The 22517-nt window shown below is 61.7% G+C and carries 19 protein-coding genes; 14 read left to right on the plus strand and 5 right to left on the minus strand.

Going from position 1 to position 22517, the window contains the following annotated elements:
• The first annotated feature begins 277 nt into the window (after positions 1-277).
• From LPC04_RS27465 to LPC04_RS27475, 3 genes are read left to right on the plus strand one after another with little or no spacing between them, the layout of a single operon-like run.
• The gene (locus LPC04_RS27465; RefSeq protein ID WP_275685527.1) at positions 278-958 is read left to right on the plus strand and encodes a transcriptional regulator; all 681 of its coding nucleotides are present in this window, start codon (positions 278-280) and stop codon (positions 956-958) included.
• Positions 942-1370: a hypothetical protein gene (locus LPC04_RS27470; RefSeq protein ID WP_275685528.1), complete on the plus strand. Its 429-nt coding sequence runs from the start codon at positions 942-944 to the stop codon at positions 1368-1370. Before LPC04_RS27465 ends, LPC04_RS27470 begins: the two co-directional genes overlap by 17 nt.
• Positions 1371-1407: 37 nt before the next feature.
• Complete coding sequence (locus LPC04_RS27475) at positions 1408-2391, plus strand: HNH endonuclease (protein ID WP_275685529.1); 984 nt, start codon at positions 1408-1410, stop codon at positions 2389-2391.
• Between the two features lie 29 nt (positions 2392-2420).
• Here LPC04_RS27475 and LPC04_RS27480 read toward each other — a convergent pair whose 3' ends face one another.
• Positions 2421-2651: a helix-turn-helix transcriptional regulator gene (locus LPC04_RS27480; RefSeq protein WP_338055490.1), complete on the minus strand. Its 231-nt coding sequence runs from the start codon at positions 2649-2651 to the stop codon at positions 2421-2423.
• A 166-nt stretch (positions 2652-2817) separates the two neighbouring features.
• On the opposite strand from LPC04_RS27480, the gene LPC04_RS27485 reads away from it, so the two are divergent.
• From LPC04_RS27485 to LPC04_RS27525, 9 genes are all read left to right on the plus strand, one after another.
• Positions 2818-3840 (plus strand): ParB/RepB/Spo0J family partition protein, encoded by a 1023-nt coding sequence (locus tag LPC04_RS27485; RefSeq protein WP_275685530.1) that lies wholly within the window; start codon positions 2818-2820, stop codon positions 3838-3840.
• Between the two features lie 116 nt (positions 3841-3956).
• Positions 3957-4547, plus strand: coding sequence for a hypothetical protein (locus LPC04_RS27490; protein WP_275685531.1), 591 nt, complete (start codon positions 3957-3959; stop codon positions 4545-4547).
• Positions 4544-5545: a relaxase/mobilization nuclease domain-containing protein gene (locus LPC04_RS27495; protein WP_275685532.1), complete on the plus strand. Its 1002-nt coding sequence runs from the start codon at positions 4544-4546 to the stop codon at positions 5543-5545. The genes LPC04_RS27490 and LPC04_RS27495 overlap by 4 nt, the downstream gene beginning before the upstream one ends.
• A 910-nt stretch (positions 5546-6455) precedes the next feature.
• Complete coding sequence (locus tag LPC04_RS27500) at positions 6456-6710, plus strand: helix-turn-helix domain-containing protein (protein ID WP_275685533.1); 255 nt, start codon at positions 6456-6458, stop codon at positions 6708-6710.
• Between the two features lie 5 nt (positions 6711-6715).
• The gene (locus tag LPC04_RS27505) at positions 6716-8557 is read left to right on the plus strand and encodes a type I restriction-modification system subunit M (RefSeq protein WP_275685534.1); all 1842 of its coding nucleotides are present in this window, start codon (positions 6716-6718) and stop codon (positions 8555-8557) included.
• Positions 8554-9888 carry a restriction endonuclease subunit S gene (locus LPC04_RS27510; protein ID WP_275685535.1) on the plus strand — a complete coding sequence of 445 codons (1335 nt, stop codon included), beginning with the start codon at positions 8554-8556 and terminating at the stop codon, positions 9886-9888. The genes LPC04_RS27505 and LPC04_RS27510 overlap by 4 nt, the downstream gene beginning before the upstream one ends.
• On the plus strand, positions 9885-11753 hold the full coding sequence (locus LPC04_RS27515; protein WP_275685536.1) for a DUF262 domain-containing protein: 1869 nt from the start codon (positions 9885-9887) through the stop codon (positions 11751-11753). The genes LPC04_RS27510 and LPC04_RS27515 overlap by 4 nt, the downstream gene beginning before the upstream one ends.
• Positions 11750-14857 carry a type I restriction endonuclease subunit R gene (locus LPC04_RS27520; RefSeq protein ID WP_275685537.1) on the plus strand — a complete coding sequence of 1036 codons (3108 nt, stop codon included), beginning with the start codon at positions 11750-11752 and terminating at the stop codon, positions 14855-14857. The genes LPC04_RS27515 and LPC04_RS27520 overlap by 4 nt, the downstream gene beginning before the upstream one ends.
• Before the next feature lie 341 nt (positions 14858-15198).
• Positions 15199-16341 (plus strand): helix-turn-helix domain-containing protein, encoded by a 1143-nt coding sequence (locus tag LPC04_RS27525; RefSeq protein WP_275685538.1) that lies wholly within the window; start codon positions 15199-15201, stop codon positions 16339-16341.
• Between the two features lie 9 nt (positions 16342-16350).
• Here LPC04_RS27525 and LPC04_RS27530 read toward each other — a convergent pair whose 3' ends face one another.
• From LPC04_RS27530 to LPC04_RS27540, 3 genes are all read right to left on the minus strand, one after another.
• Positions 16351-17019, minus strand: coding sequence for a hypothetical protein (locus LPC04_RS27530; RefSeq protein ID WP_275685539.1), 669 nt, complete (start codon positions 17017-17019; stop codon positions 16351-16353).
• Between the two features lie 86 nt (positions 17020-17105).
• Positions 17106-18581, minus strand: coding sequence for an N-6 DNA methylase (locus LPC04_RS27535; RefSeq protein ID WP_275685540.1), 1476 nt, complete (start codon positions 18579-18581; stop codon positions 17106-17108).
• A complete protein-coding gene (locus LPC04_RS27540; RefSeq protein WP_275685541.1) occupies positions 18574-19161 on the minus strand; it encodes a restriction endonuclease subunit S in 588 nt (195 codons plus the stop codon). The genes LPC04_RS27535 and LPC04_RS27540 overlap by 8 nt, the downstream gene beginning before the upstream one ends.
• 1109 nt (positions 19162-20270) lie before the next feature.
• Here LPC04_RS27540 and LPC04_RS27545 point away from each other — a divergent pair.
• Positions 20271-20546 (plus strand): hypothetical protein, encoded by a 276-nt coding sequence (locus LPC04_RS27545; RefSeq protein WP_275685542.1) that lies wholly within the window; start codon positions 20271-20273, stop codon positions 20544-20546.
• A 168-nt stretch (positions 20547-20714) separates the two neighbouring features.
• Positions 20715-21806 carry a hypothetical protein gene (locus LPC04_RS27550; protein ID WP_275685543.1) on the plus strand — a complete coding sequence of 364 codons (1092 nt, stop codon included), beginning with the start codon at positions 20715-20717 and terminating at the stop codon, positions 21804-21806.
• A gap of 54 nt (positions 21807-21860) precedes the next feature.
• Here the strand turns inward: LPC04_RS27550 and LPC04_RS27555 are convergent, their stop codons facing one another.
• Positions 21861-22394, minus strand: coding sequence for a hypothetical protein (locus LPC04_RS27555; protein ID WP_275685544.1), 534 nt, complete (start codon positions 22392-22394; stop codon positions 21861-21863).
• Positions 22395-22517: the final 123 nt, after the last annotated feature.

The raw sequence follows: 22517 nt of genomic DNA on the forward strand, positions 1-22517 counted from the left end.
CCGCAAGGCCTCCCTGAGCCCTTTCTAATGAGGCCCCGATACTGTGGCTGTTTGAACGAGCTGCCGACGCCACGCACTTTCACGAAGCGCACGGCGTTTCCACACGGCCTCCAGCGGTCGCCGACATCGCCCTTCGACAGGCGAACGACAGCTCGCAGGCTTCGAACTGACGGAGCTCGGGGCCAAGGAGTCGACAAGTTGAGAGGCAGTTTCGGCCCATATCCGGCAGGTGTTTCTTCGCTTCGAAGCTGGGTCTTTCCAGCTTCGGTCGTAGCGGATGCCGGCCATTTCCATGGTGGCCTCGCATAAAATGCCCATTTTGGGTATATTTATGCCCAATATGGGCATTCAAGCCAACCCCAAGACGCCGGCGTCCGGCCTCGCCGATGCCCTGTTCTCTGGAACGAGGCAGCGTCTGATCGGCTTGCTGTTCGGCCAAGCTGGACGCAGCTTCTACGCGACCGAGCTGATCGGACTGACGAAGAGCGGCTCCGGCGCCGTGCAGCGTGAGCTGGCCAGTCTGGCGCAGAGCGGTCTCGTCACAGTGCGTGCCGTCGGCAACCAGAAGCACTATCAGGCGAACCCCGAGTCGCCGATCTTCGAAGAGCTGAGCGGCATCGCGCGCAAGACGATCGGGCTGGCAGATCCGTTGCGAGAGGCGCTCGCGCCACTGGCCGAGAAGATCAAGGCTGCCTTTGTGTACGGTTCCATCGCCAAGCGCACCGACACCGTCGGCAGCGACATTGATATGCTGCTGCTGTCCGACGAGCTGGCCTACGCCGACGTCTTTGCCGCGTTGGAGGCAGCGAGTTCAACGCTTGGTCGGCCGGTCAATCCGACCATCCTGACATCCGCCGAGCTCCGGAAACGCCTCAAGAACGAGGAGTCATTTCTGACCCGCGTCCTGGCGCAGCCCAAGATCTGGTTGATCGGAGGTGAAGATGCCCTCGCCATTTGAAAACCTGAGCGGTCCGGGCAAGCCGCTGAAGGCCGAGCCAGCCGACGCCAAGGAATTTGCCGGCCTCAAACGCGCTGGCCTGGCGCGGCTGCAGGATGCCTCCAACACGGGCCTGGCTCTCGAAAGCCGATTCGATCTGGGCTACAACGCTGCCCACGGGTTGTGCCTGGCCGCGCTTCGCTGGCACGGGTATCGATCGACGAATCGATACATCGTTTTCCAACTGCTGCCGCACACGCTCGACTTGGGGCCCGCGGTGTGGCGCGTCCTGTCGAAGTGCCACGAGATCCGCAACCTGGGCGAATATGAGGGTGATCTGAACGTCGATGAGCGGATCGTCGCCGACCTGCTGATTGCCTGTGCGGCCGTCGCGGCGAAGCTCGAGGGCCTGGCGCCCATCGGGACGGCATGAGCCGGATGCAGCGCTCCGCAGTGGCGGACTGACGCCAATGCGCTATTGGTGGGTCAACCAGAACCAAACCTACCGCCACGAGGTGTCGGGCGGGTATCTCTGGTCACCCAAGCGCAAGGCGAATCAGGCGGCGAACCCGTTCTACGACTTCATGAGGGAGGTTTCGCCCGGCGACGTCATCTTCTCGTTCTCCGAGACCCTGATTCGTGCCATCGGCATCGCTGCATCGCACGCGTATGAGGCGCCCAAGCCACTCGAGTTCAAGCAGACAGGGGCCTACTGGGAAAAGATCGGCTGGCGTGTGGATATGCGATTCCATGAGCTCAGGCTGCCCATCAAGCCGTCCCAACACATGGCCGTGCTCAACCCATTGCTGCCGAAGAGGTACGCACCGTTGCAGTCGAGTGGTGCGGGCCTCCAGAGTGTCTATCTAACCCGAGTTCCCGAGGAGCTCGCGGCTGCCCTGATCGATCTGCTGGGGGCCGAAGCGCATGACCTGGTGCTCGGCTACCGGGTGGCGGAGGAGCTGCCGATCGCTTCAGCAGTCGGCCTGGTCGAATGGGAAGAACACGAGCTGAACGCGGTTCAAGGCGACGCGACGCTGCTGGACACACAACGACAAGCAATCGTGCTGGCTCGTCGCGGCCAGGGGCTGTTCAAGAAGCGCGTCATGACCATCGAGCACGCATGCCGCATCACCGGCGTCAACCGCGAGGAGCATCTGCGCGCGAGCCATTGCAAGCCCTGGCGAGACGCAACCAACGACGAGCGCCTGGACGGCGAGAACGGACTCCTTTTGACGCCCAGCATCGATCACCTCTTCGACCGCGGATTCATCGCGTTCGAAGACGACGGCCAAGTCATCGTCTCGCCGGTCGCACACCACGAGTCCTTGCATCGCATGGGCATCCAGCCGGGTAGCCCGCCGAAGACCGGCAACTTTTCGACCGGGCAGCGACGCTTCCTGGCGTATCACCGCGAGAACGTGCTGCTGCGTTCGAGTTTTCTCGAGAAACTATAGGTCGAATCGGTACCAGGTTTGTGATTCGTTCAATGCGAGGACGCTGGTCGATCCGCGCTCCAGCGCTCCAAGTCCGTCACGCGCCAAGCGACTGCGCGAGTCGCCAACACAACCGGTGCAGGAAACTTGTTTGCCGCGATCATGCGATAGATCGTTGACCTGCCGAGCCCAGTCCAATTCATGACCGTGGGCAGCCGCATGAACCGTGGCGGCATGGCTTCTTGTGTGGCCTTCACGGCGTGGCTTTGGGTGTGTTGCATCGTGCACTCCTGACGTCGAGACGTAGTGCAACGATAGGCCGCATGCGCATGGTTCGAGGCGCTGGATTTCGCACAGAATCCAGCGCAGCGTGAGAGCGTCGCTGCTTGAATGCAGCGAAAAAATGTGCAACCAAGCGTGAGCGCGCCGCGGGCTGATCGGATCGCGATGGACGATGCGAGCACGTGCTGGACATTGTGGGACGTGGCGTCGCAGAGGCGTGCCCGTGTTTACGTTGGCAACGAGCTGCGGCACCATCAGCGCATGCAGCCGTTAGGGCAAAGATTCAACGAATTGCAGCTCAATCTGCTCGATAGAGAGCCGGGATCCGAGGAGCTGCGCCCGTCCGTACATCAGCTGGTAAATCCGCAGCCTCGGGCGTCCGAGGTGACTCCAGACCCATCGGGCGGGTCAGGAGTAGGAAGCATCTGCGGCCTGGCGCTGCAGGTTGCGGCTTCCCTGTTGCACGAGGATGCGAGCAACCCACGCACTGAATTTCCGGACAGCGAGATCGACGAGCTGTCCGCAGACATTCGCGAGCGCGGCATCCTGCAGCCCATCGTCGTGCACCCCGCCGACGAGTCAGGTCAGTACCGCATTCACTTCGGCGCGAAGCGGTTGCGCGCGGCGTTGCGAGCGGGGCTGGACGTCGTTCCAGTCGTCGTGCGCAACGCCGCCGCGGATCCGTATGCCGCAGTGGCGGAGAACCAGAAGCGCCACAACCTGTCGCCGCTGGATCTCGCGCGTTTCATCAAGGGACGCGTGGTGGCGGGAGAGTCTAACGCCGTGATCGCCCGCAAGCTCGGCATGGATCTGACGACGGTAGCGCATCACATGGCACTGCTCGACCTGCCGCCGCCCGTCGACCAAGCCTTGAAGACGGGCCTATGTACCTCGCCACGAACCTTGTACGAGTTGAGCAAGCTGCATGACGAGAAGCCCGAGCAGGTCAGAGCGCTGATCGCCGGCGGCGAGATCACCCGGAGCTCGGTTGCGGCATTGAAGGCACCACGTTCCCTCGCGGCGCCCACGCCCTCACCCAGGGTCACTGAACTCACTAAGGCGACCTTCTGCTGCGCACTTCTGGAGGGGTCTCTCGACAAGATCAACCGGGCGCGCGGAGACTTCAGTGAGGCTGATCTCACGGTCTTCCGGCAACGATTGTCCGAGCTCGCGAATCGGCTGGGTTGAGGGTCGGACTGTCCGACCCCTGCGTCTCCCGAAGACGTCGTACGAGACCGTCGACGCCTGGGGGCCGCCAAACGTGTGTAACTGCATCGCATGCAGTAACCAGGAGCACCTACGTCATGGCCACCGCTTCCCGACAACGCGTCACCGTCGATCTCCGCGGCGCGGCAGACCGCTTGCATGCATTCGCGGCTGCGCGGCACATGACGACCGCTGCAGTGGTTCGCATGGCCATCCGCCAGACGCTCGATGGGCAGGTCGGTGCCGACAGCACCGTCACGCAACCTGCCCGCACGCTGATCGACCGGGCCGCCATCAAGGTCACGATCCGCCTGGCCCCCGAGGCTGCGACTGCACTCGTCAGGCGAGCCCATGCGGCGGATGTTTCGCAGGGGGCCTACGTCGCCGGGCTGCTCGAAGGATCCCCGCCGCCCATGAGGCCGTCGGATCACGGCGACGCCGTGGCGGCGCTTGCGAAGTCGACGGATGCGCTTGCCGGGCTGCGCGTCGACTTGAACGCGTTCACGCGGATGATGCGCATGGCCGGCGCGAACGGACTGGCAGGGCAGGACGCGAATCTTGATGTGATGAGCAAACAGATGCTGGAGCACATCGCGATCGCCGCTCGACTGATCATCGGCCTGCAGCCATATGCCCGTGCTCGTCGCGAGCGCCTGGCGGCGCCGCGCACCTCGAAGCGATCGTCATGACGGCAGCGCCTTCGGTGGACGGCGTGCTGGTGCAGTGGGGCGAACGCCTCTTCTATCCCGGCAATCGAATCGTCAAGACAAGCCCGCTGCCGCGACTGAGCAGTTCGGTCTGGCAGCGCGCACAGGGCATCCGCAACCGCATTCACGCGACCGTGACGTTGCGCGCTCCGCAGGTGATGGTCAAGGTCACGGGCGGTGGTCGCGGGATGGCCGCCATCGCCGCGCACTTCCGCTACATCAGCAAGAACGGCCGGCTGACCATCGAGGACGACCGCAGGGTCGATCACGAGGGCAAGGAGGCCTTGCACGACCTGGTCGACCAGTGGCGTTTCGGCGGTTCTTTCATCGACGAGGTCAGCTACCGGCGCGAAGCGTTCAACATCATGCTGTCGATGCCACGGGGCACGGATCCGGACACCGTGAAGGGCGCAGCGCGCGAGTTCGCACAGACCGAGCTCGCAGGACATCGGTGGGTGATGGTGCTGCACGACCACCAGGCCAACCCGCACGTTCACCTGAGCGTTCGGGCCGAGTCCATCTCGGGCCAGCGCCTGAATCCTCGCAAGGGCGATCTGCAGCGCTGGCGCGAAACCTTCGCCGAGAAGCTGCGCGATCGCGGAATCCAGGCCGAAGCGACGCGCCAGTTCACGCGGGGCGCCAACCGGAGCCATGACGCGCTCTGGCGCATCAAGGCAAAGGACGACGATCGACTCCGCAAGGTCGGCGCTGACGTCAAGACTGGCAAGACGTATGAGCTCAGCCGGCGCGAGGCAATAACGGCCTGGGCGCATGTCGTCGTTGCGCTCGAACATTCCGACGACCCGTGGGATCAATCCCTGGCCAAGGACGCCCGTCGATTCTTGAGCGAGTCGGCGTATTTCAAGGAAGCCGTCAAGCGGCGACTGCGAGAGCGCGTGGTGGAAGTCCGGCCAGAGCCCAAGCCCGTCGTGCGTCCGGTGGTGACCCGAGATCGCTCCGGGCCCGAAATGGAGCGTTGACCCCCACCCCTGGCCCCGCCCCGGGGCGGGGAAGGCCTTGCCGCCGGCCGGGCTCGGGGCGCAGCATCACGTTGTGCTGCCACACCCGAGCCATGAGCGTCTCTGTTTGCCGCGCGCCGTCAAGGGTGCGCTGCGCCGGGCAGAGCCCGCCCTTGACCCCGCGCGACAAACGGCTCGTCGACACCGTCCAGTGGCGATCCTCCGTGAGCTGCCCAGTTCTCCCTTGCGTCCGACGCGCGCTCCAGGCTGACCCTGCTCGCCGCGGAAGGGTACTTGGTGTCGTGCGCGGCCAAGATTGTTCGGTTATGCACCGGATACGGTTCGCTTACGGACCGGTCTTGAGTCACATTGAATCCGTTTCTGTTCACTTGTTAGTCGGTCTCGATTCGCTTCTTGTGCAGAATTTATTCACCTGCACCCGTCCCGTGGCTCAGATGAGCGTGCGGCCCGCTGGATTCCGGCCCGAATCCAGCGGTACAACGTACTTGATTTGAACCAAAGGAGCATGTCAAAGAGGAGGGCAGGATAGGCTGGTCGCCAGCAATTGGATGCCAGTCGGATTGCCTTCGTCATAGAAGCTGGGATTGCCACTACGTCCTGTTGGACTGGCCGGGCGGTGACTGAGCCAGCGGCGCCTTGCCGCCCGATGGAACGCCATCAACGGCAGGCGACCCAGATATGACTGCGTCATTTCGCTTTGGCGTGCGCGAAGCGCCCTGCTCCTATCACGACGCAGGCATGGAACGTGGAACTGGAGCGTCGCGGACATGGTGATCGACCGCTTTTGAATGTCGAGCATGCGCGAAATAAGTGCACTTCCGTTGCTGACGAAGCGTATGAGCGTAATTTGTCGCGCATGCGCGACGAAGGTTGCATATCATCCGTGACTTGAGCTCCGCAGGTATAACCCATGATTCGATTCCGACTTCGTGAACGAATGGCCGACAAGTCCTTCAAGTCGGGCCAGCGCGTCACCCTCGAGTCCGTTGCAGAGGCCACCGGCATCCACCGCGCCACGTTGTCCAAGATTGCCTCCCAACGGGCCTACAACACCACGACCGACGTGCTCGAGAAGCTGTGTCGCTTCTTCGAGTGCTCATGGTCTGAGATAGCCGAATACGTCCCGGACGACCTCGTGCCGACGGCGTCGAACGAACAGCATTGAGATTCATGAATCACCAAGCCCTTTCGTCCTTCATCTGGTCGGTCGCCGACCTCCTCCGTGGCGACTACAAGCAATCCGAGTACGGACGCGTCATCCTGCCCTTCACGGTGCTTCGAAGGCTTGACTGCGTGCTGGAGGGCACCAAGCCGGCTGTCCTGGCCGAATTCCAGGCTAAGACCAAAGCCGGTCTGAATCCCGACCCCTTCCTGCGTCGCAAGGCGGGCCAAAGCTTCTACAACACCTCCCCGCTGGACTTGGTCAAGCTGCTCGGCGACCAGGACCACATCCGTCAGAACCTTTACGCCTACGTCCAGGCGTTCTCACCGGCCGCGCGCGACATCTTCGAGCGCTTCGACTTCTATACGCAGGTCGAGCGCCTGGCCAAGGCGAACCTGCTGTATCTCGTCGCCGAGAAGTTCGCCAACATCGACCTGCACCCCACGGCGGTCGACAACGCCGGCATGGGTGCGGTGTTCGAGGAACTCATTCGAAAGTTCGCTGAACTCTCGAACGAGACGGCCGGGGAGCACTTCACGCCCCGCGAGGTCATCCGGCTGATGGTGAACCTGCTGTTCATCGAGGACGACGACGTGCTTAGTCCGGGCAATGCCGTCGTGCGCACCATCTACGACCCCACAGCGGGCACCGGCGGCATGCTCTCGGTGGCGGGCGAGTATCTGCTGGAACACAACCCGCAGGCGCGACTGACGATGTACGGCCAGGAACTCAACGACGAGTCCTACGCCATCTGCAAGGCCGACATGCTGATCAAGGGCCAGGACGTCGCCAACATCGTCTCGGGCAACACGCTCAGTGACGACGGTCACGCTCAGCGCAAGTTCGACTACATGCTCTCTAACCCCCCCTTCGGCGTGGAGTGGAAGAAAGTTGAGAAGGCGGTCCGGCAAGAGTACGAGCAGAAGGGCTTCGACGGCCGCTTCGGCCCTGGCCTGCCTCGCGTGAGCGACGGCTCGATGTTGTTCCTGATGCATCTGCTGTCCAAGATGCGCTCGGCCAAGGACGGCGGCAGCCGCTTTGGCATCGTGCTCAACGGCTCGCCATTGTTCACCGGCGGTGCTGGCAGCGGTGAGAGCGAAATTCGTCGCTACGTGCTGGAAAACGACTTGGTCGAAGCCATCGTCGGCCTTCCCACCGACATGTTCTACAACACTGGCATCAGTACTTACGTCTGGATTCTGTCGAATCGCAAGCCGGCCGACCGCAAGGGCTTTGTGCAGCTCATCGACGCCAGCGGCTTTTGGCAGAAGATGCGTAAGGGCCTGGGCAGCAAGCGCAAGGAGATGAGCGAGGCGCACATTGCCACCGTCACGAGGCTGTTCGGCGGCTTCACCGAAGCCGATTTGGTGACTGCGCTCGATAGCGCAGCCCAACCTGTGGGCCAACCGCGTCTCGTCACCAATACCGACGAGCCGCCCAGTGCCCCCGACGGTGGCCGGCTCAGACGCGTACCCATCGCACGCATCTTTCGCAACGAGGACTTCGGCTACACGAGCATCACGGTTGAACGACCGCTACGCGACGAGCGGGGTCAAGTGGTACTGGGCGAACGCGGCAAACTGAAGGGCAAGCCTCAGCCCGACAGTGCCCTGCGGGACACCGAGAGCGTGCCGCTCACCGCAGACATCGGAGCCTACTTCAAACACGAGGTGCTGCCGCACGCACCCGGCGCGTGGATAGACGAAGAAAAAAGCAAGGTCGGCTACGAGATTCCGTTCAACCGGCACTTCTACGTCTTCGAGCCGCCGCGCAGCCTGCACACCATTGACGAGGAACTGAAAACCATCACGACCAGCATCATGAAGATGCTGGAGGAGTTGGCGGAATGAGTTTGCCGAGGTATCCAGAATACAGGGAGAGTAGTGCCGCATGGCTCGGTAGCCTGCCTGCGCATTGGGAGAATTGGCAAGCACGCCGGCTCTTCGAGCAACGGCGCGATGGCGCTCGCCCGGGTGACGAGCAGCTCTCCGCCACGCAAAAGTACGGAGTCATCCCGCAGCGCATGTTCATGGAACAAGAAGACCAGAAGCTCGTCCTGGCGCTCGGTGGCTTGGACAACTTCAAGCATGTAGAGCCAAACGACTTCGTCATAAGCCTGCGCAGCTTCCAAGGTGGCATAGAACGGAGCGCCCACGCAGGTTGCGTCAGTCCAGCGTACACCGTGCTTCGTCCGAAATCGGGCCTTGTCGCGCACTACTGGGCGTACCTGTTCAAGTGCGCCCAATACATTGCAGCTTTACAGACAACAACCGACGGAATCCGCGAAGGGAAAAGCATCAGCTACGGTCAGTTCGGCGCGCTGTTGCTGCCGCTGCCTCCCAAAAGCGAGCAGACAGCAATCGCCACTTTCCTTGACCGCGAAACCGCCAAGATTGATGCGCTGATTGAGGAGCAGCAAAGGCTCATCACTCTGCTGGACGAAAAGCGCCAAGCCACCATCGTCCACGCCGTCACTCGCGGCCTCAATCCCAACGTGCCTATGAAGGGCTCGGGTGTGACATGGATGGGGGAGGTTCCGGCGCATTGGGAGGTCTGCCTGCTCAAAACTCGATTCAGCTCCGTTGACTATGGAATTTCGGATTCCTTATCGGCTGACGGTTCTGTGGCGGTGCTCCGGATGGGCAACATCGTCGATGGAGAAGTGAGGCTAGATGACCTGAGATTCGTCGACGAAGTGGAACCCTCTTTGTTGCTTCAAAGCGGAGACCTACTGTTCAATCGAACGAACAGTCTTGCTTTGGTAGGCAAGGTTGGGTTGTTTGAATGCGTCGAGTTCCCCGTGTCATTCGCCTCTTACCTCGTGCGAATCCGACTAAGAGTTGGAAATCTGCCGAAATACTTTGCGTACCTATTAAATGCCCCGGGAATGCTGGGCGATGTGCGCTCTCGCGCATTTGAAGCGATTGGCCAGTGCAACCTAAATCCAACCCGATATGGTCAGATTCTTGTAGCCACACCGCCCGGCGTCGAGCAGCGGGCTATAGCTGTCTTCCTTGAGAGCGAAACTCGACGCGTTGACGTTCTGAGAGACGAGGTAAAACAGACCATAGCTCTGCTAGAAGAGCGCCGCGCAGCTTTGATTGCTGCCGCCGTCACAGGCCAAATCGACGTGCGCGATGCTGCACATGAGACCGAGGCTAGGGAGAAAATCGCCGCATGAAGACCATCGACGGGAAGGCACGCACCCTCAGCGAGGTACTCAAAGGCAAGCGCTACGGCATCGACTACTATCAGCGCGAGTACCGTTGGCAGCGCAAGCAGGCCAAGGAGCTGGTGGACGACCTGACCGCGCAGTTCCTGCAATCGCACCGGTCTGGAAACCCGCGAGGAGCTGTGGCGCAGTACGGCAACTACTTCTTGGGCTCCATCATTCTCAGTGAGCGCGACAACCAGTTCTTCATCGTCGACGGCCAACAGCGCCTGACTACCTTGACGTTACTGCTGTTGTTGCTGCATAGCCGCCAGGGGCAGCGACCCGACCGTGTACACCTGGAAGAGCTGATTTACTCCGAACGCTTCGGCGAACGCGCCTTCAACATCGCGGTGGAAGACCGCCGCGCTATCATGAGCGCGCTGTTCAACGGCGAGGTGCCTGACACCAGCGAGGCATCCGAGTCGGTGCAAACTATCGTCGCGCGCTACGCAGACCTGCAAGAGTTGCTGGACGAGCTGGGAGAAGAGCTGGACGATGCTGCCCTGCCCTATTTCTGTGACTGGCTGACCGAGAAGGTCTACCTCATCGAAATACGTGCGGCATCGGATGAGGATGCTTACACCATCTTCGAGACGATGAATGACCGCGGCCTGTCGCTTTCCCCGTTGGACATGCTGAAGGGCTACCTGCTGGCCAACATCAACGACGTTGGTCAGCGCAATGAGGCCGCGCGACTATGGCGTGAGCGTACGGAGGCGCTTCGCAAGCTAGGCAAGGATGAAGACACCGACGCGGTCAAGGCTTGGCTGCGTGCCCGATACGCGAACAGCGTTCGTCAACGTGGTGCCGGCGCAGAGAACAAGGACTTCGAGCGCATCGGCACCGAGTTCCATCGTTGGGTCGGAGAACATGCCGAAGCACTGGGACTGAGCACCGGCGAGGACTACTCGCGCTTCGTCTGCGAGGAGATGGTGTTCTATACGCGCCAGTACGAACGCATCCGCAAGGCCTCCCTCAAGCCCGAGGCCGGGCTGGAACCTGTCTACCACGTGGCTTGCTTTAACTTCAGTCTGCAGTACCCGCTGCTGTTGGCACCTTTGCTGGTGACTGACTCGCCCGAGACAGTGAAGCGCAAGGTGCGCGGAGTGGCCATCTTCCTGGACATCCTGTTGGCCAGGCGCGCGGTGAACTACCTGAGCATGACGTACGGCGCCATGTCGTATGCAGTGTTCCTCATCTTGCGCGACATCCGAGGCAAGAACCTGACCGACCTGGTGGCCCTTCTGTCTGCGCGTCTGGGAGAGCAGGGCTGCGACTTCGAGGGCACCAGCGACCGCAAGCGCAACGGCTTCACAGGTTTCGGCCTCAACCAATGGTCGATGCGCTACATCAAAGTGCTGCTGGCGCGCATGACAGCGCACCTGGAAGCGGTGTCGGGCGTGCACAGTCAGACCAGCGACTATCTGGTCGACGGACGTGGCCGCTTCGAAATCGAGCATATCTGGGCCGACCATCCCGAGCTACACACCGACGAATTCGCATCGCCCACCGAGTTCACCGAGTGGCGCAACCGGTTCGGTGGCTTGCTGCTGCTCCCTAAGACCTTCAACGCCAGCTACAGCGACTTGCCTTACGAAGAGAAGCGCCAGTACTACGTGAGCCAGAACGTGCTAGCGCGCTCGCTTCACGAGCAGTGCTACGAACGCCATCCAGGCTTCCTGGCTTACATCCACCAGGAAGGCCTGCCCTTCGTGCCGTTGCCGCACTTCCACAAGGCGGAACTGTTGGCCCGTCAGCAGTTGTACCGGCAGTTGGCCGACCGCGTCTGGGACCCCCAGCAACTGGCCCGTGAAGCACAGGGAGCCGCATGAGCTTGCATAAGGAAATTCACTTCGAGGCGGAAATCTGCCAGCACCTGGCGGCGAACGGCTGGCTGTACGCCGAGGGTGACGCTGCGCTGTTCGACCGCGCCTACGGCCTTTTCATGCCCGATGTGCTGGCCTGGGTGGCGACCACGCAGCCCGAGAGCTTCGAGCGACTGACCAAGACTCACGGGGCGGCCCTGGCAGCTGTTCTCGCGGAGCGGGTGCGCAAGAACCTGAACGAACGCGGTACGCTCGATGTGCTGAGGCGTGGCGTTGAGATGCTGGGCTTGAAGGAGCCGCTGATGCTGGCGCAGTTCAAGCCGGCGCTGGCCATCAACCCGGCCATCCAGGAGCGTTACGCTGCCAACCGGCTGCGCGTGGTGAGGCAGGTCACTCATTCACCGAACAACCCCAAGGCAGAGCTGGACCTTGTGCTTTTTGTCAACGGCGTTGCCGTGGCCACGGCCGAGCTGAAGTCGGACTTCACGCAGAGCGCCCACGACGCGGTGGACCAGTACCGTTTCGACAGGCACCCGCAACCAAAGGGCGGTGTACTGGAGCCACTGCTGGGCTTCCCCGGTGGCGCCTTGGTGCACTTCGCGGTCAGCCAGTCGGAAGTGATGATGACGACTAGGCTGGCCGGGCCTGGGACAACGTTTCTGCCTTTCAATCGTGGCAATGCCGGCGCCGCCGGAAACGCGCCCAACCCCGAAGGTTTCGCGACCGCCTACCTGTGGGAGGAGGTGTGGACGCGCGAGAGCTGGCTCGACATCCTGCACCGCTACCTCATCGGTAAGCGCGACGACAAGAAGCAGCTCACGAGCGTCATCTTCCCGCGCTACCACCAACTCGACTCGATTCGCAAGCTGGTGGCGGACGTGCGCGTCAACGGTGCCGGCGAGCGTTACCTGATTCAGCACTCCGCCGGCTCAGGCAAGACAAACTCCATCGCATGGACGGCGCACTTCCTGGCTGACCTGCACGGCGCCGAACACACGAAGATGTTCGACAGCGTGCTCGTCGTCTCGGACCGAAACGTGTTGGACGCGCAATTGAAGGAGGCCATCTTCGACTTTCAGCGCACCACTGGCGTGGTCGCCAGCATCACCAATGAGCACGGTAGCAAGAGCGCCCAGCTGAGCCAAGCGCTGAAGGACGGCAAGAAAATCATCGTCTGCACTATCCAGACCTTCCCGTTCGCGCTGCAGGCGGTACGAGAACTGGCAGCGACCGAGGGCAAGCGCTTCGCCGTGATTGCAGACGAGGCGCACAGCTCTCAGACGGGTGAGTCGGCCGCCAAGCTGAAGCAACTGCTGTCAGCCCAGGAGTGGGCGGAGTTGCAGGACGGTGGGGAAGTCGACACCGAGGCACTGCTGGCCGCACAAATGGAAGCCAGGGCAGGAGTGAAAGGGCTGACCTACGTGGCGTTCACGGCCACACCCAAGGCCAAGACGCTGGAGCTGTTCGGACGGCCCGGCCCGGACGGCCTGCCCGTGCCGTTCCACGTCTATTCGATGCGCCAGGCTATCGAGGAGGGCTTCATCCTCGACGTTCTCAAGAACTACACCAGCTACAAGCTGGCGTTCAAGTTGGCGCACGACGGGCAGGAGTACGACGAGAAGCAGGTCGAGCGCAGCACGGCGACGAAGGGCATCATGCAGTGGGTTCGGCTGCACCCGTACAACATCTCGCAGAAGGTTCAGGTGGTCGTCGAGCACTACCGCGAAAACGTGCAACCGCTGTTGTCCGGCCGCGCCAAGGCCATGGTGGTGGTGGGCAGCCGCAAGGAGGCGGTGCGCTGGCAAAAGGCCATCCGATCCTATATCGCGAAGCAGAACTACCCGCTGGGAGTGCTGGTGGCCTTCTCGGGAGAGGTGAACGACCCGGAGAGCTACCCGCAGGCCGTGAGCGAAACCAGCAAGGACCTGAACCCGGGACTGAAGGGCCGCGACATCCGCGATGCATTCGCAGAGCCCGACTATCACCTGCTGCTGGTGGCCAACAAGTTCCAGACCGGCTTCGACCAGCCGCTCCTGTGCGGCATGTACGTGGACAAGATGTTGGGCGGCATCCAGGCGGTTCAGACTTTGTCGCGGCTGAACCGCGCCCATCCGGGCAAGGACACGACCTACATCCTGGACTTCGTCAACGATGCCGGCGACATCCTCAAAGCCTTCAAGACCTACTACGAGACGGCCGAAATGGAGGCCGGGACTGACCCACATCTGGTCTACGACCTGCGTGCCAAGCTGGATGCGACCGGCTACTACGACGAGTTCGAGGTCGACCGAGTTGCCAAGGTCGACCTTAACCCGCATGGCACTCAGAAACAGCTCGACGCGGCGATCGCACCAGTCGCCGACCGTCTCTTGAAGCGCTACAAGGGGGCGCAACAAGAAAAATCTGCCGCGGAGGAGCAAACGGACGACAAGGCCGCCCTGGCAGCGAAGGACGTGCTCGACGCATTGGTGCTGTTCAAGAACGACATGGGCGCGTACGTCCGGTTGTACTCGTTCCTGAGCCAAATCTTCGACTACGGCAACACCGACATCGAGAAGCGATTCCTGTTCTTCAAGCGCCTCATACGGCTGTTGGACTTCGGCCGCGAGCGCGACGTCGTGGACCTGAGCAAAGTAGTGCTGACCCACCACACGCTGAAAGACCAGGGCAAGCAGCCAATGGGGTTGAACCAGGACGGCACGTTCAAACTACCGCCGATGGACGCAGTGGGTAGCGGCTCGGTGCAGGAGAGGCAGCAGGCCTATTTGGTCGAAATCATCCAGAAGGTGAATGGCCTGTTCGAGGGTGAGCTTACCGACGATGACCAGTTGGTCTATGTGAATGGCGTGCTGAAGGGCAAGCTACTTGAAAACGAGACCCTTATGCAGCAGGCCGCAAGCAACAGCAAAGAGCAGTTCGCCAATTCGCCCGACCTGAAAGATGCGCTGCTGCACGCCATCATGGATGCGCTGGACGCGCACACGATGATGAGTACGCAGGCGTTGGGCTCAGAACGCGTACGAGATGGACTCAAAGACATCCTGCTCGGACCGGCGCAGCTATACGAAGCACTGCGAGCAAGAGGAAATCCGGCGCAAGCGAGCCAGTAGTCTTGTGACCGCCCCTTCGAGTATGCAGAGAAGAATCGAGACGATTGGCAGTGCCAAACACCGAAGTGCGCGACGATACGGTTAATCCAGGCTTGTTGCTCATCCGAACCGATTCGCCCGGCCATGGACGCAGCTTTCAGTACGTCGGAAAAGGCAAGCTTCGCCTCATGAAGCTGGAACCGAAGATGGGCACCAAGGGCTCCGGAGCCAGCAGCAGGTCGCCCGCAGCTCTTCGCCCATCATGGAAGCTCGACAGTGGCCGATGCCCAGGAATAAGCTTGCATTCCCGCAACTTGACCAAACTTGACTAAGTGTGACCTAACAAGTAAAATCCTCGACCAATGTCGCTTAACCTCCCCCTCATTCAGGAACGACAGAATTTGCTCGGCCTTTCGGGCACAGCACTGGCGTCCGCTTGCGAAGTCAGCAAAGAAGCCGTTTCCAACTGGTTGCGCGGAGAGTCTGTCCCGCGTCCTAGCAAGCTAGTGCAGCTGGCTCGAACGCTCGAGGTCTCGGTTGCCGAGCTTCTGGGGGTTGCCGCACCCCCGCCAGCACCGGTTATCGCGTACCGCACAAAACTGAATCGCGAGGTCACAGACGAAGCAGCGCTGGCTGCGGAGGGTGTGGCTCAACATCTGCGTCGACTCGTCCCGCTGTTTCCGGCAGAGCCTCGCATCGAGTCTCCTCGTGATGCTGCCCCACAGGCGCTGACTAGCCATGTGCGCGGCGTTGCCGCTGAGATGCGAGAGAAGCTTGGCTTGTCTGCCATGGAGGTTGTCTGCGAAGAACACGTGTTGACGCTCTTGCGTCATTTCGGCGCTATTCTCGTTCCCGTTCTGTGGGGACGAGACAAGGAGCGGCACGAAAACGCCCTGAGTGTCTACCTTCCCGAGTCGGGGCATTCATTTGTGGTCTTCAATCTGGACTGCAAGGCAGACGACTACCTATATTGGCTGTCACACGAGTTTGGTCATTGCCTCTCTTTGCACAAGCTTCAGGGAAAGCCTGGGGAGGACTACGCAGAATTGTTCGCCCAGCATTTCCTCTTTCCAGATGAAGCGGCGCACGCGTGTGCAGAGGAAATCGGCACTGCCTCTTGGAGAGTCGCGATGGAGGTCGCGATTAGGTGGGCATCGAGCTACGGCATCTCGCTGTTGACAATTGTTCGTCGCGTAGATGAGATTCGCGCAGCTCACGGCATGCAGAAGCTCGAAGGCGGGAAGCAATTTTGGTACTGCTTCCACTCGCATCGAACTGATATCCCATCTTGGGGAGACGTCGTTTGCGAGGGAGCGATGTCTTCGGTTTCTCAGTACGTCGAAGTCGCTGAGCGGCACTACAAAACGCCGGTACTGAAGGCACTTGAGATACTTCAAATCGAAGATGGTGGCCGCAATCCTCAAGCCATCCAGGGCACTCTGATGGTACCGATAACTCAAGCTGTAGACCTAAGTCTCGAGTTGTGGAAACGGCGTAACGTCTGAGCTACCGGCTCAACGCTGGCCGTCTGGCGCTTTCGCTTTGAAGTGCCTCTGATAGAGACCGTCGGATTCTCGGTGCAGCGCCTCGCCCCAAAGGCGCCACTGGCGATAGGTCTGGACGCGATGTGCTGAAGTAATGAGCGCTTCGCGCTCAAGTAGCGCGAGAACGTCAACGGAAAGCCAAGACTCGAGTAGCGCGCCACTCTTGCTCGACTGACCTTGGGCCACAAATCGAAGGGGCCACTCGTCGGTAACCAAGACCCCATCGAGTTCGATTGCTGCGCCCAAAGCCAGAGCATCCTTAAAACTCAGAACTCGCGAGGTAATGCCTTGACGAGCGCAGTGCGCGTCAAGCAACGGTTGCCCAGCTGCCATCACGCCATGTGCTTCGACCCTTACGGCGTTAGCCTCCGCACGAGTCAACTTGCAAACGGCAGCATCAATCTCGGGAAGGTCACGGTGAAGCCAGGAGTAGTCCTCTCGCTTGGCGAGATGCTTTACTTCGTTGGCGAGTTCGACCAACGTCAGTAGGTGAAACCCGCCGGCGACATTGCCCGCCACCGGCCGCAATGTGGTGTAGTACAGCCTAGCAAGGCTGCACGTGTCGATGATGACGGTCTTGTTATTTGCAGGCATCGTGTACGTCGTTCCCGTCCGCGTTGATAGGCGCTTGGGTTCCATGGCTTGACAGCTCTCTCATCGGACGGACGTCAGGTTCCAACACGCAATAGAGGAGGTGGCCGCGTATGCGGCCGTTTTCCTTTGCGCTATACATTGCCTACCTCTCGCAGCAGCACGGCCAACCTAGCCTCCAGGGCTTCCATTTCGTCATTGAGTTGCGCGCGTTCAGACCGCAGCGCGCTCACATCGATCGCCGCTTCGTCCTCTGTCGCGTCAACGTAGCGCCCTACACTGAGGTTGCTGTCGTTGTGCAGAATCTCTGGTAGCGGCACCAAACGCGCGTACCGTTCAACATCATGCCGAGCTTGGTATGCGGTCTGAATGCGTGCAATATCTTCTTCACGGAGCAAGTTCTGGGTCTTGCCGTGTTGGTAGTCTCGACTGGCATCGATGAAGAGCACGCTGTTGTCGAGCTTGTCCCTGCGCAATATAAAGAGCGCAACCGGGATGCCCGTGTGCGGGAGCATCTTCGCGGGCAACGCAATCACAGCGTCGATCAGGTTTTCCTGCAGGAGCCGCTCCCGAATCTGCTGCTCTGCACCGCCCCGAAACAGCACGCCGAGTGAGACGACCGCGGCCATCCGGCCTGTCTCGGGCTTGAGCGTTTCGACCATGTGGCTGATGAACGCATAGTCGCCAGCAGCGCGAGGAGGAACGCCTCGGCCGTAACGTTGAAAGGCATCAAGCTCGGCATTTTCGTGCCCCCAGTCCCGCAAGGAAAAAGGAGGGCTGGACACGACGACGTCGAAGGTTAGGAGGCTGCGGCCATCATTGGTGAGCAACTTTGGGTCGCGTAGCGTGTCGCCCCATGCAAGATCTGCTAGTGCTTCGCCGTGCAAAACCATGTTGATTTTGGCCAGTGCCCATGTGCTGCCATTCTTCTCCTGGCCGTACAGAGCGCAGCCTTGTTGACCGGACTTCGCGCGCGCCAATTGACTGCATGTAAGCAGAAGCGTGCCAGATCCGCAGCACGGATCGCAGACGCTTTCTCCAGCCTCAGGCTGCAACAATCCAGCGATAAGCCGCGAGATTTCCGGAGGGGTGAAAAACTCTCCTCCTCGCCTTCCGCTTACCTCCGCGGCTTGCCTGATGAGTGAATCGCAAGCGAAGGCGACGGCATCTGCCGCTGGCGATCCTCCCCCGCGAAAATCAAGGGCTGCGGCCTGGAAGCTAGTCAGCAGTTCCGACAGCACTCGATCCTTCTGCTCATAGTTGCCCAGGGCCGTTGAGTTGAATCCCCTTCCTTGGAAGACAGACCGCAGAGACGGGTTGGCGTCTTCGATGGCTCGGAGCGCGTCGTCGATGCGTTTGCCGTTGCCCGCTTGGTGCCTGGCTGCGTGCAACGTGTAGAAGTCCGAACCCTCAGGCACCACCCATGCGGCCGGAACTGTCAACCCAATCTTTGTGCCATGGGTGTACAGGGTAGAGTCTGAGAGGTACTTCAGCAGGAGCATCGCCAGGACGAAATCCCGAAAGTCGCTCACGTCGGCAGCACCGCGAAGAATGTGACCTGCGGTCCTCACGGCTTCGTCAATCGCGCGCTGCAGTTTGAGTTCAAGCATGGGCACCCCCCGCACGCAGCAGTTGACTGGTGACATAGGCGATTTCGGCATCGTCCAGCTCGCTCAACCGATGCCGGATGGCCCTGATTCGTCGCGTAGTCTGGTCCAGCTCGGCGATTCGCCGTTGCCTTGGAAGGTCGGGCGTTTCGATCTCCAGCGAAACCAGTGAAGTCTTGGTGAGCGCCTTGATGCTGGAACCGGTCAGCATCAGGGAAATCTTTGCCTGCGTTGCCTTCAGGTTCAGGTACCAGACCAAGTAGCCAGCATCTATGCTTGGCGACGGACGAATGACATTCAACTGCCCAACTGGGAGCACAGGCTCTTCTGCTTGAGGGAACAGCCAGGCCTTGTAGTAGTCGCCCCTCGACGGAATCACGACGTCGCCGGGCTGAAGACAGTGAGCGAGATACTTGTCCTGTACAGCCACCCGTGGCAAATCGTGCCATTGCAGTGGCTTGCTCGACACAAGATCCCTAATCGCCAGCGCGCGCACGTTGCCCTTTGGATCTTCCTGGGGGGGCTGATCCCGGAATACCACGGCGGTGAAAACCTGGGAAAGTGCGTTGAGTGGGCTAAACATTTATAGCAAAGAGTTCTACTGTGAATGCAGTGTACGCCAAATTGCATGGCGATACAACAGTAGAACTCTTTGATGCGTCTTAAGCGGTTCGAGGGACTGTTTTACAACCCGCGTCCGTCGCCGCGTCGCGACGCCACGGGCGCCAAAAATCGGCGAGTCTCGGCAGCGCAACAGTACCGGCAGGACCGAGCCAGTCGGACTTCCCCAGCCGGGCCAAACTTGTGCCTTTGAGCCCCTCCAGTAGCGACTCGAGACTCGGGTAGTGACCTTTCCTCCAGATCGGCCTTACCCAACAATTGGGTGCCGGTGAGACGCCCCGATCTCGACTGCATGCAATCCTGCGAGATCAGCCAAGTTATGTTCAACTAACCGGCCCGCTCGACTCGGCATCGACGCACGGTTAGGGTAGACCAATTTGAGGTTGCCATCAGGCGCCGTTGGTCATGTCCGAATACAGCCGTGTACCGGCAGTGCTCAACGTGTCCCCTGCCGATCGACAACGTCCCAGACGGATTCGAGTCGTCTTCGTCGCGAGGCATAAACCTACCCGCGCCAACCTACTTTCAAGCCGGCATCGCTTGCAATCAGACGACGTTGGGAAGATGATCGTCGCAGTCGAAATCGCAGCTTCGATCCCCGCCGAAAGTGCTTAATATTTAAGCGCGCTGGATCCCACACCGCAGCCGACTTTTCGAGCGACGGGAATTCTGGCAGCAACTCTCGCGCCTCCATAACGACGCATTCAAGCATCGCAAAGGCTAACCACTGTCTTCAGCGGGAGCCCCAGGCCACCAGAACATCCAAGCCCTCGATTCCTGCCGGAGTCGAGGGCTTTTTGCGTTTCAGGGCCCAGCCGCTTCGACTCTTTCGCAGGTGTCCATGACGTCCGGCCACAGGTCGTGGCCCCGTCCCACGCAAGGGATCCATGACCGGTTCGCATCCTGAACCGATCTGGCGAAACCCCCAATCGTGGGGGGTCAAAAAGTGCTCCCAAAACGCCGTCGTCGTCTTAGACTGGGGCCAGATACAAATCGCGACAACGACGACGCGCAGCTCCTTGAGGGTCGAGGAGGCGGATTCGATCGGGGAGCGCGTGGAGGGTCAAGACGATGAGCCAGCTGCTGACGCCCGATCAGGAAATCCTGCGGAGCCGTATCCGATTCGCGTTGCGCCGGGCCACCGGCTTCGTGTTCGACATCGACGCGATGCTGCGCAAGCCCGAGCTGCGGTCACGCCGGATCGGCCTGTGGCGGGATGTCGCGAGCGGGGAGCTCAACAGCCTGCTCGATCAGCTCGAGACCGAATTCCAGGCCGACGCCGAGCACGACGACGAGGAGCGCACCGTCGTCCTGCGCCGCGAAGAAATGGACGCGTTGCGGCGCTGAATCCCGGCGCAGGGCCGGCCGCAGCCGCTGCGCCGCGGCGCGCACCCCTAACGTCGCTGCCTCTCCCTATGCCGCCGCCCCGCGCCGGTTGACCGGGGAGAGACCCGCTTCCAGACTTGGCCGTGCGCCAGGCTTTCATGGCGCGCGCGTTTCCCGGGGGTGGCCCAGATGTCGCATCTCGTCGATCGTCGTGTCGCGCTGGCAGTCGCCGGCACGGGGCTGGTCTGGAGCGGACTGCTGCTGCCATCCACCGCCGCCGCCGCTGCGCAAGGCTCCTGGCGCTTCTGCCGCAAGTGCTCGTCGCTGTTCTACGACGGCTTTCCGGCCAAGGGCGTCTGCGCCGCCGGCGGCGCGCACGAGGCGGCCGGGCTGGTGTTCGTGCTGCCGTACGGCGTGCCGGAGACGCCCAAGGCGCAAAGCCATTGGCGCTTCTGCGGCAAGTGCTCGGTGATGTTCTTCAACGGCATGCCCCAGAAGGGCGCCTGCCCGGCACACGGCGGCCACGAGGCCCACGGCTTCGAGTTCACGCTGCCGCACAGCACGCCCGAGACGCCCACCTCGCAGGGCAAGTGGCGATTCTGCGGGCGTTGCGAGGCGATGTTCTTCAACGGCTTTCCCGCCAAGGGCGCCTGTCCGGCGGGCGGCGGACACCAGGCGGTCGGCCTGGACTTCACCCTGCCCTACGAAACCGACTATCCGAACAAGGTGACCAAGCTCGCCCAGCCGAACGGGCAGCTGCAGCGCGTGCTCAAGGAGGCGTGGGACGACGTGGGCCGCGCCGTCGTGGCCGAGCGCGTGCAGAAGGCCGTCAATGGCCGCGAATTCCGCCGCGGCACGAGCGGCTATGACGCGCATGCGTCCATCGGGGAGATGACGGCCGCGTGGTCGCCGAAGGGGCCGCAGCAATGGCATGTGGCGATGACCGTGCCGGGCAACAACGTCGAGTTCCACACGACGACGCCCACGGTCTTCGGCTCTTATGCCGACCCGGCCTTCCGCGTCGGCTTCGGGCTGGTGGTGGAGTTCGACCTGGCGGTACACCAGGGCAATCCGCCGATCACGGTCGGCGTGACCCGGGCCAACACCACCAACGCGAGCGTGCACGGCTCGAATGCGTCGGGCACGATCGTGGAGACGGTCGCGGACTTCTGGACGCACGGCGCGTTCAGCCGCACGATCACCGACCAGGTCAACAACGACCAGCAGTTCCAGAAATCGCTGGCCGGCGCAGTGACCAAGGCGATCGATCGCGCCTGGTGATCGCGGCGCGCCGGCAGAGAAACGCCGGGCGAGGCCCGGCGTCGCGGTCGACGATTACTCGGCCTGACGGTTCGTCTGCGCCGCCTGCAGCGACGCGATCTGCTGCTTGAGCATGCCGATGGCCGCGTGCTGCACGGCGCCGCCGACGGAGCCTTCCATGCGCGCCGCCAGGTTCAGCTGCGAGACCGACAGCGAGATCTCCTCCAGCCACCACGGCTGCGGCGGCGGCGGGTTGTGGTGCAGCAGCCAGGCGATCAGCACGCTCAGCGGCACCGAGCCGCACCAGTCGTCGAACATGTCCGACGCGAAGGCGCTCATCTGGCCGCCCATCTCGGCGGCGGCGCCACCATGCAACTGCAGCGACTGACCGAGCTGGTACAGGCGCACCTGCTGGAAGGCCACGGCGGTCGCCGCGCGGGCGACCGGCGGCAGCGGTTGCGGGTTGATCTCGACCGCGTCGAAGCGGGTCGCGATGATCTCCTCGATCGAGCCCAGGCGCAGCGGGCCACCCGGCCAATGCGGCGGACGCGTGCCGCAATAGGGATCGTCTTCGAGGGCGCTGACGAGCGAACGGAGGGTTGCAGCCATGGTGATCTCCTTGGATCTGAGGGCAGGGACCGCGACGATCCTCCTCGTGCGATGGCGGCACTATCCCTATCTCCGGCCTTCGAGCAACGCGTTCGCCCTGACGCCCGGGCGCAGGCGCGCATA

It is taken from the genome of Scleromatobacter humisilvae (genome assembly GCF_023231945.1).
Classification (GTDB): Bacteria; Pseudomonadota; Gammaproteobacteria; order Burkholderiales; family Burkholderiaceae_C; genus Scleromatobacter; species Scleromatobacter humisilvae.

Excerpts from the sequence above, each read along its gene's own strand:
- LPC04_RS27470 (WP_275685528.1), top strand. The coding sequence starts at position 942 with ATGCCCTCGCCATTTGAAAACCTGAGCGGTCCGGGCAAGCCGCTGAAG.
- LPC04_RS27505 (WP_275685534.1), top strand. The coding sequence starts at position 6,716 with ATGAATCACCAAGCCCTTTCGTCCTTCATCTGGTCGGTCGCCGACCTC.
- LPC04_RS27535 (WP_275685540.1), bottom strand. The coding sequence starts at position 18,581 with ATGCTTGAACTCAAACTGCAGCGCGCGATTGACGAAGCCGTGAGGACC.
- LPC04_RS27520 (WP_275685537.1), top strand. The coding sequence starts at position 11,750 with ATGAGCTTGCATAAGGAAATTCACTTCGAGGCGGAAATCTGCCAGCAC.
- LPC04_RS27555 (WP_275685544.1), bottom strand. The coding sequence starts at position 22,394 with ATGGCTGCAACCCTCCGTTCGCTCGTCAGCGCCCTCGAAGACGATCCC.
- LPC04_RS27495 (WP_275685532.1), top strand. The coding sequence starts at position 4,544 with ATGACGGCAGCGCCTTCGGTGGACGGCGTGCTGGTGCAGTGGGGCGAA.
- LPC04_RS27490 (WP_275685531.1), top strand. The coding sequence starts at position 3,957 with ATGGCCACCGCTTCCCGACAACGCGTCACCGTCGATCTCCGCGGCGCG.
- LPC04_RS27485 (WP_275685530.1), top strand. The coding sequence starts at position 2,818 with ATGGACGATGCGAGCACGTGCTGGACATTGTGGGACGTGGCGTCGCAG.
- LPC04_RS27500 (WP_275685533.1), top strand. The coding sequence starts at position 6,456 with ATGATTCGATTCCGACTTCGTGAACGAATGGCCGACAAGTCCTTCAAG.
- LPC04_RS27525 (WP_275685538.1), top strand. The coding sequence starts at position 15,199 with ATGTCGCTTAACCTCCCCCTCATTCAGGAACGACAGAATTTGCTCGGC.
- LPC04_RS27515 (WP_275685536.1), top strand. The coding sequence starts at position 9,885 with ATGAAGACCATCGACGGGAAGGCACGCACCCTCAGCGAGGTACTCAAA.
- LPC04_RS27540 (WP_275685541.1), bottom strand. The coding sequence starts at position 19,161 with ATGTTTAGCCCACTCAACGCACTTTCCCAGGTTTTCACCGCCGTGGTA.
- LPC04_RS27510 (WP_275685535.1), top strand. The coding sequence starts at position 8,554 with ATGAGTTTGCCGAGGTATCCAGAATACAGGGAGAGTAGTGCCGCATGG.
- LPC04_RS27480 (WP_338055490.1), bottom strand. The coding sequence starts at position 2,651 with ATGCAACACACCCAAAGCCACGCCGTGAAGGCCACACAAGAAGCCATG.
- LPC04_RS27545 (WP_275685542.1), top strand. The coding sequence starts at position 20,271 with ATGAGCCAGCTGCTGACGCCCGATCAGGAAATCCTGCGGAGCCGTATC.
- LPC04_RS27465 (WP_275685527.1), top strand. The coding sequence starts at position 278 with ATGCCGGCCATTTCCATGGTGGCCTCGCATAAAATGCCCATTTTGGGT.
- LPC04_RS27475 (WP_275685529.1), top strand. The coding sequence starts at position 1,408 with ATGCGCTATTGGTGGGTCAACCAGAACCAAACCTACCGCCACGAGGTG.
- LPC04_RS27530 (WP_275685539.1), bottom strand. The coding sequence starts at position 17,019 with ATGGAACCCAAGCGCCTATCAACGCGGACGGGAACGACGTACACGATG.
- LPC04_RS27550 (WP_275685543.1), top strand. The coding sequence starts at position 20,715 with ATGTCGCATCTCGTCGATCGTCGTGTCGCGCTGGCAGTCGCCGGCACG.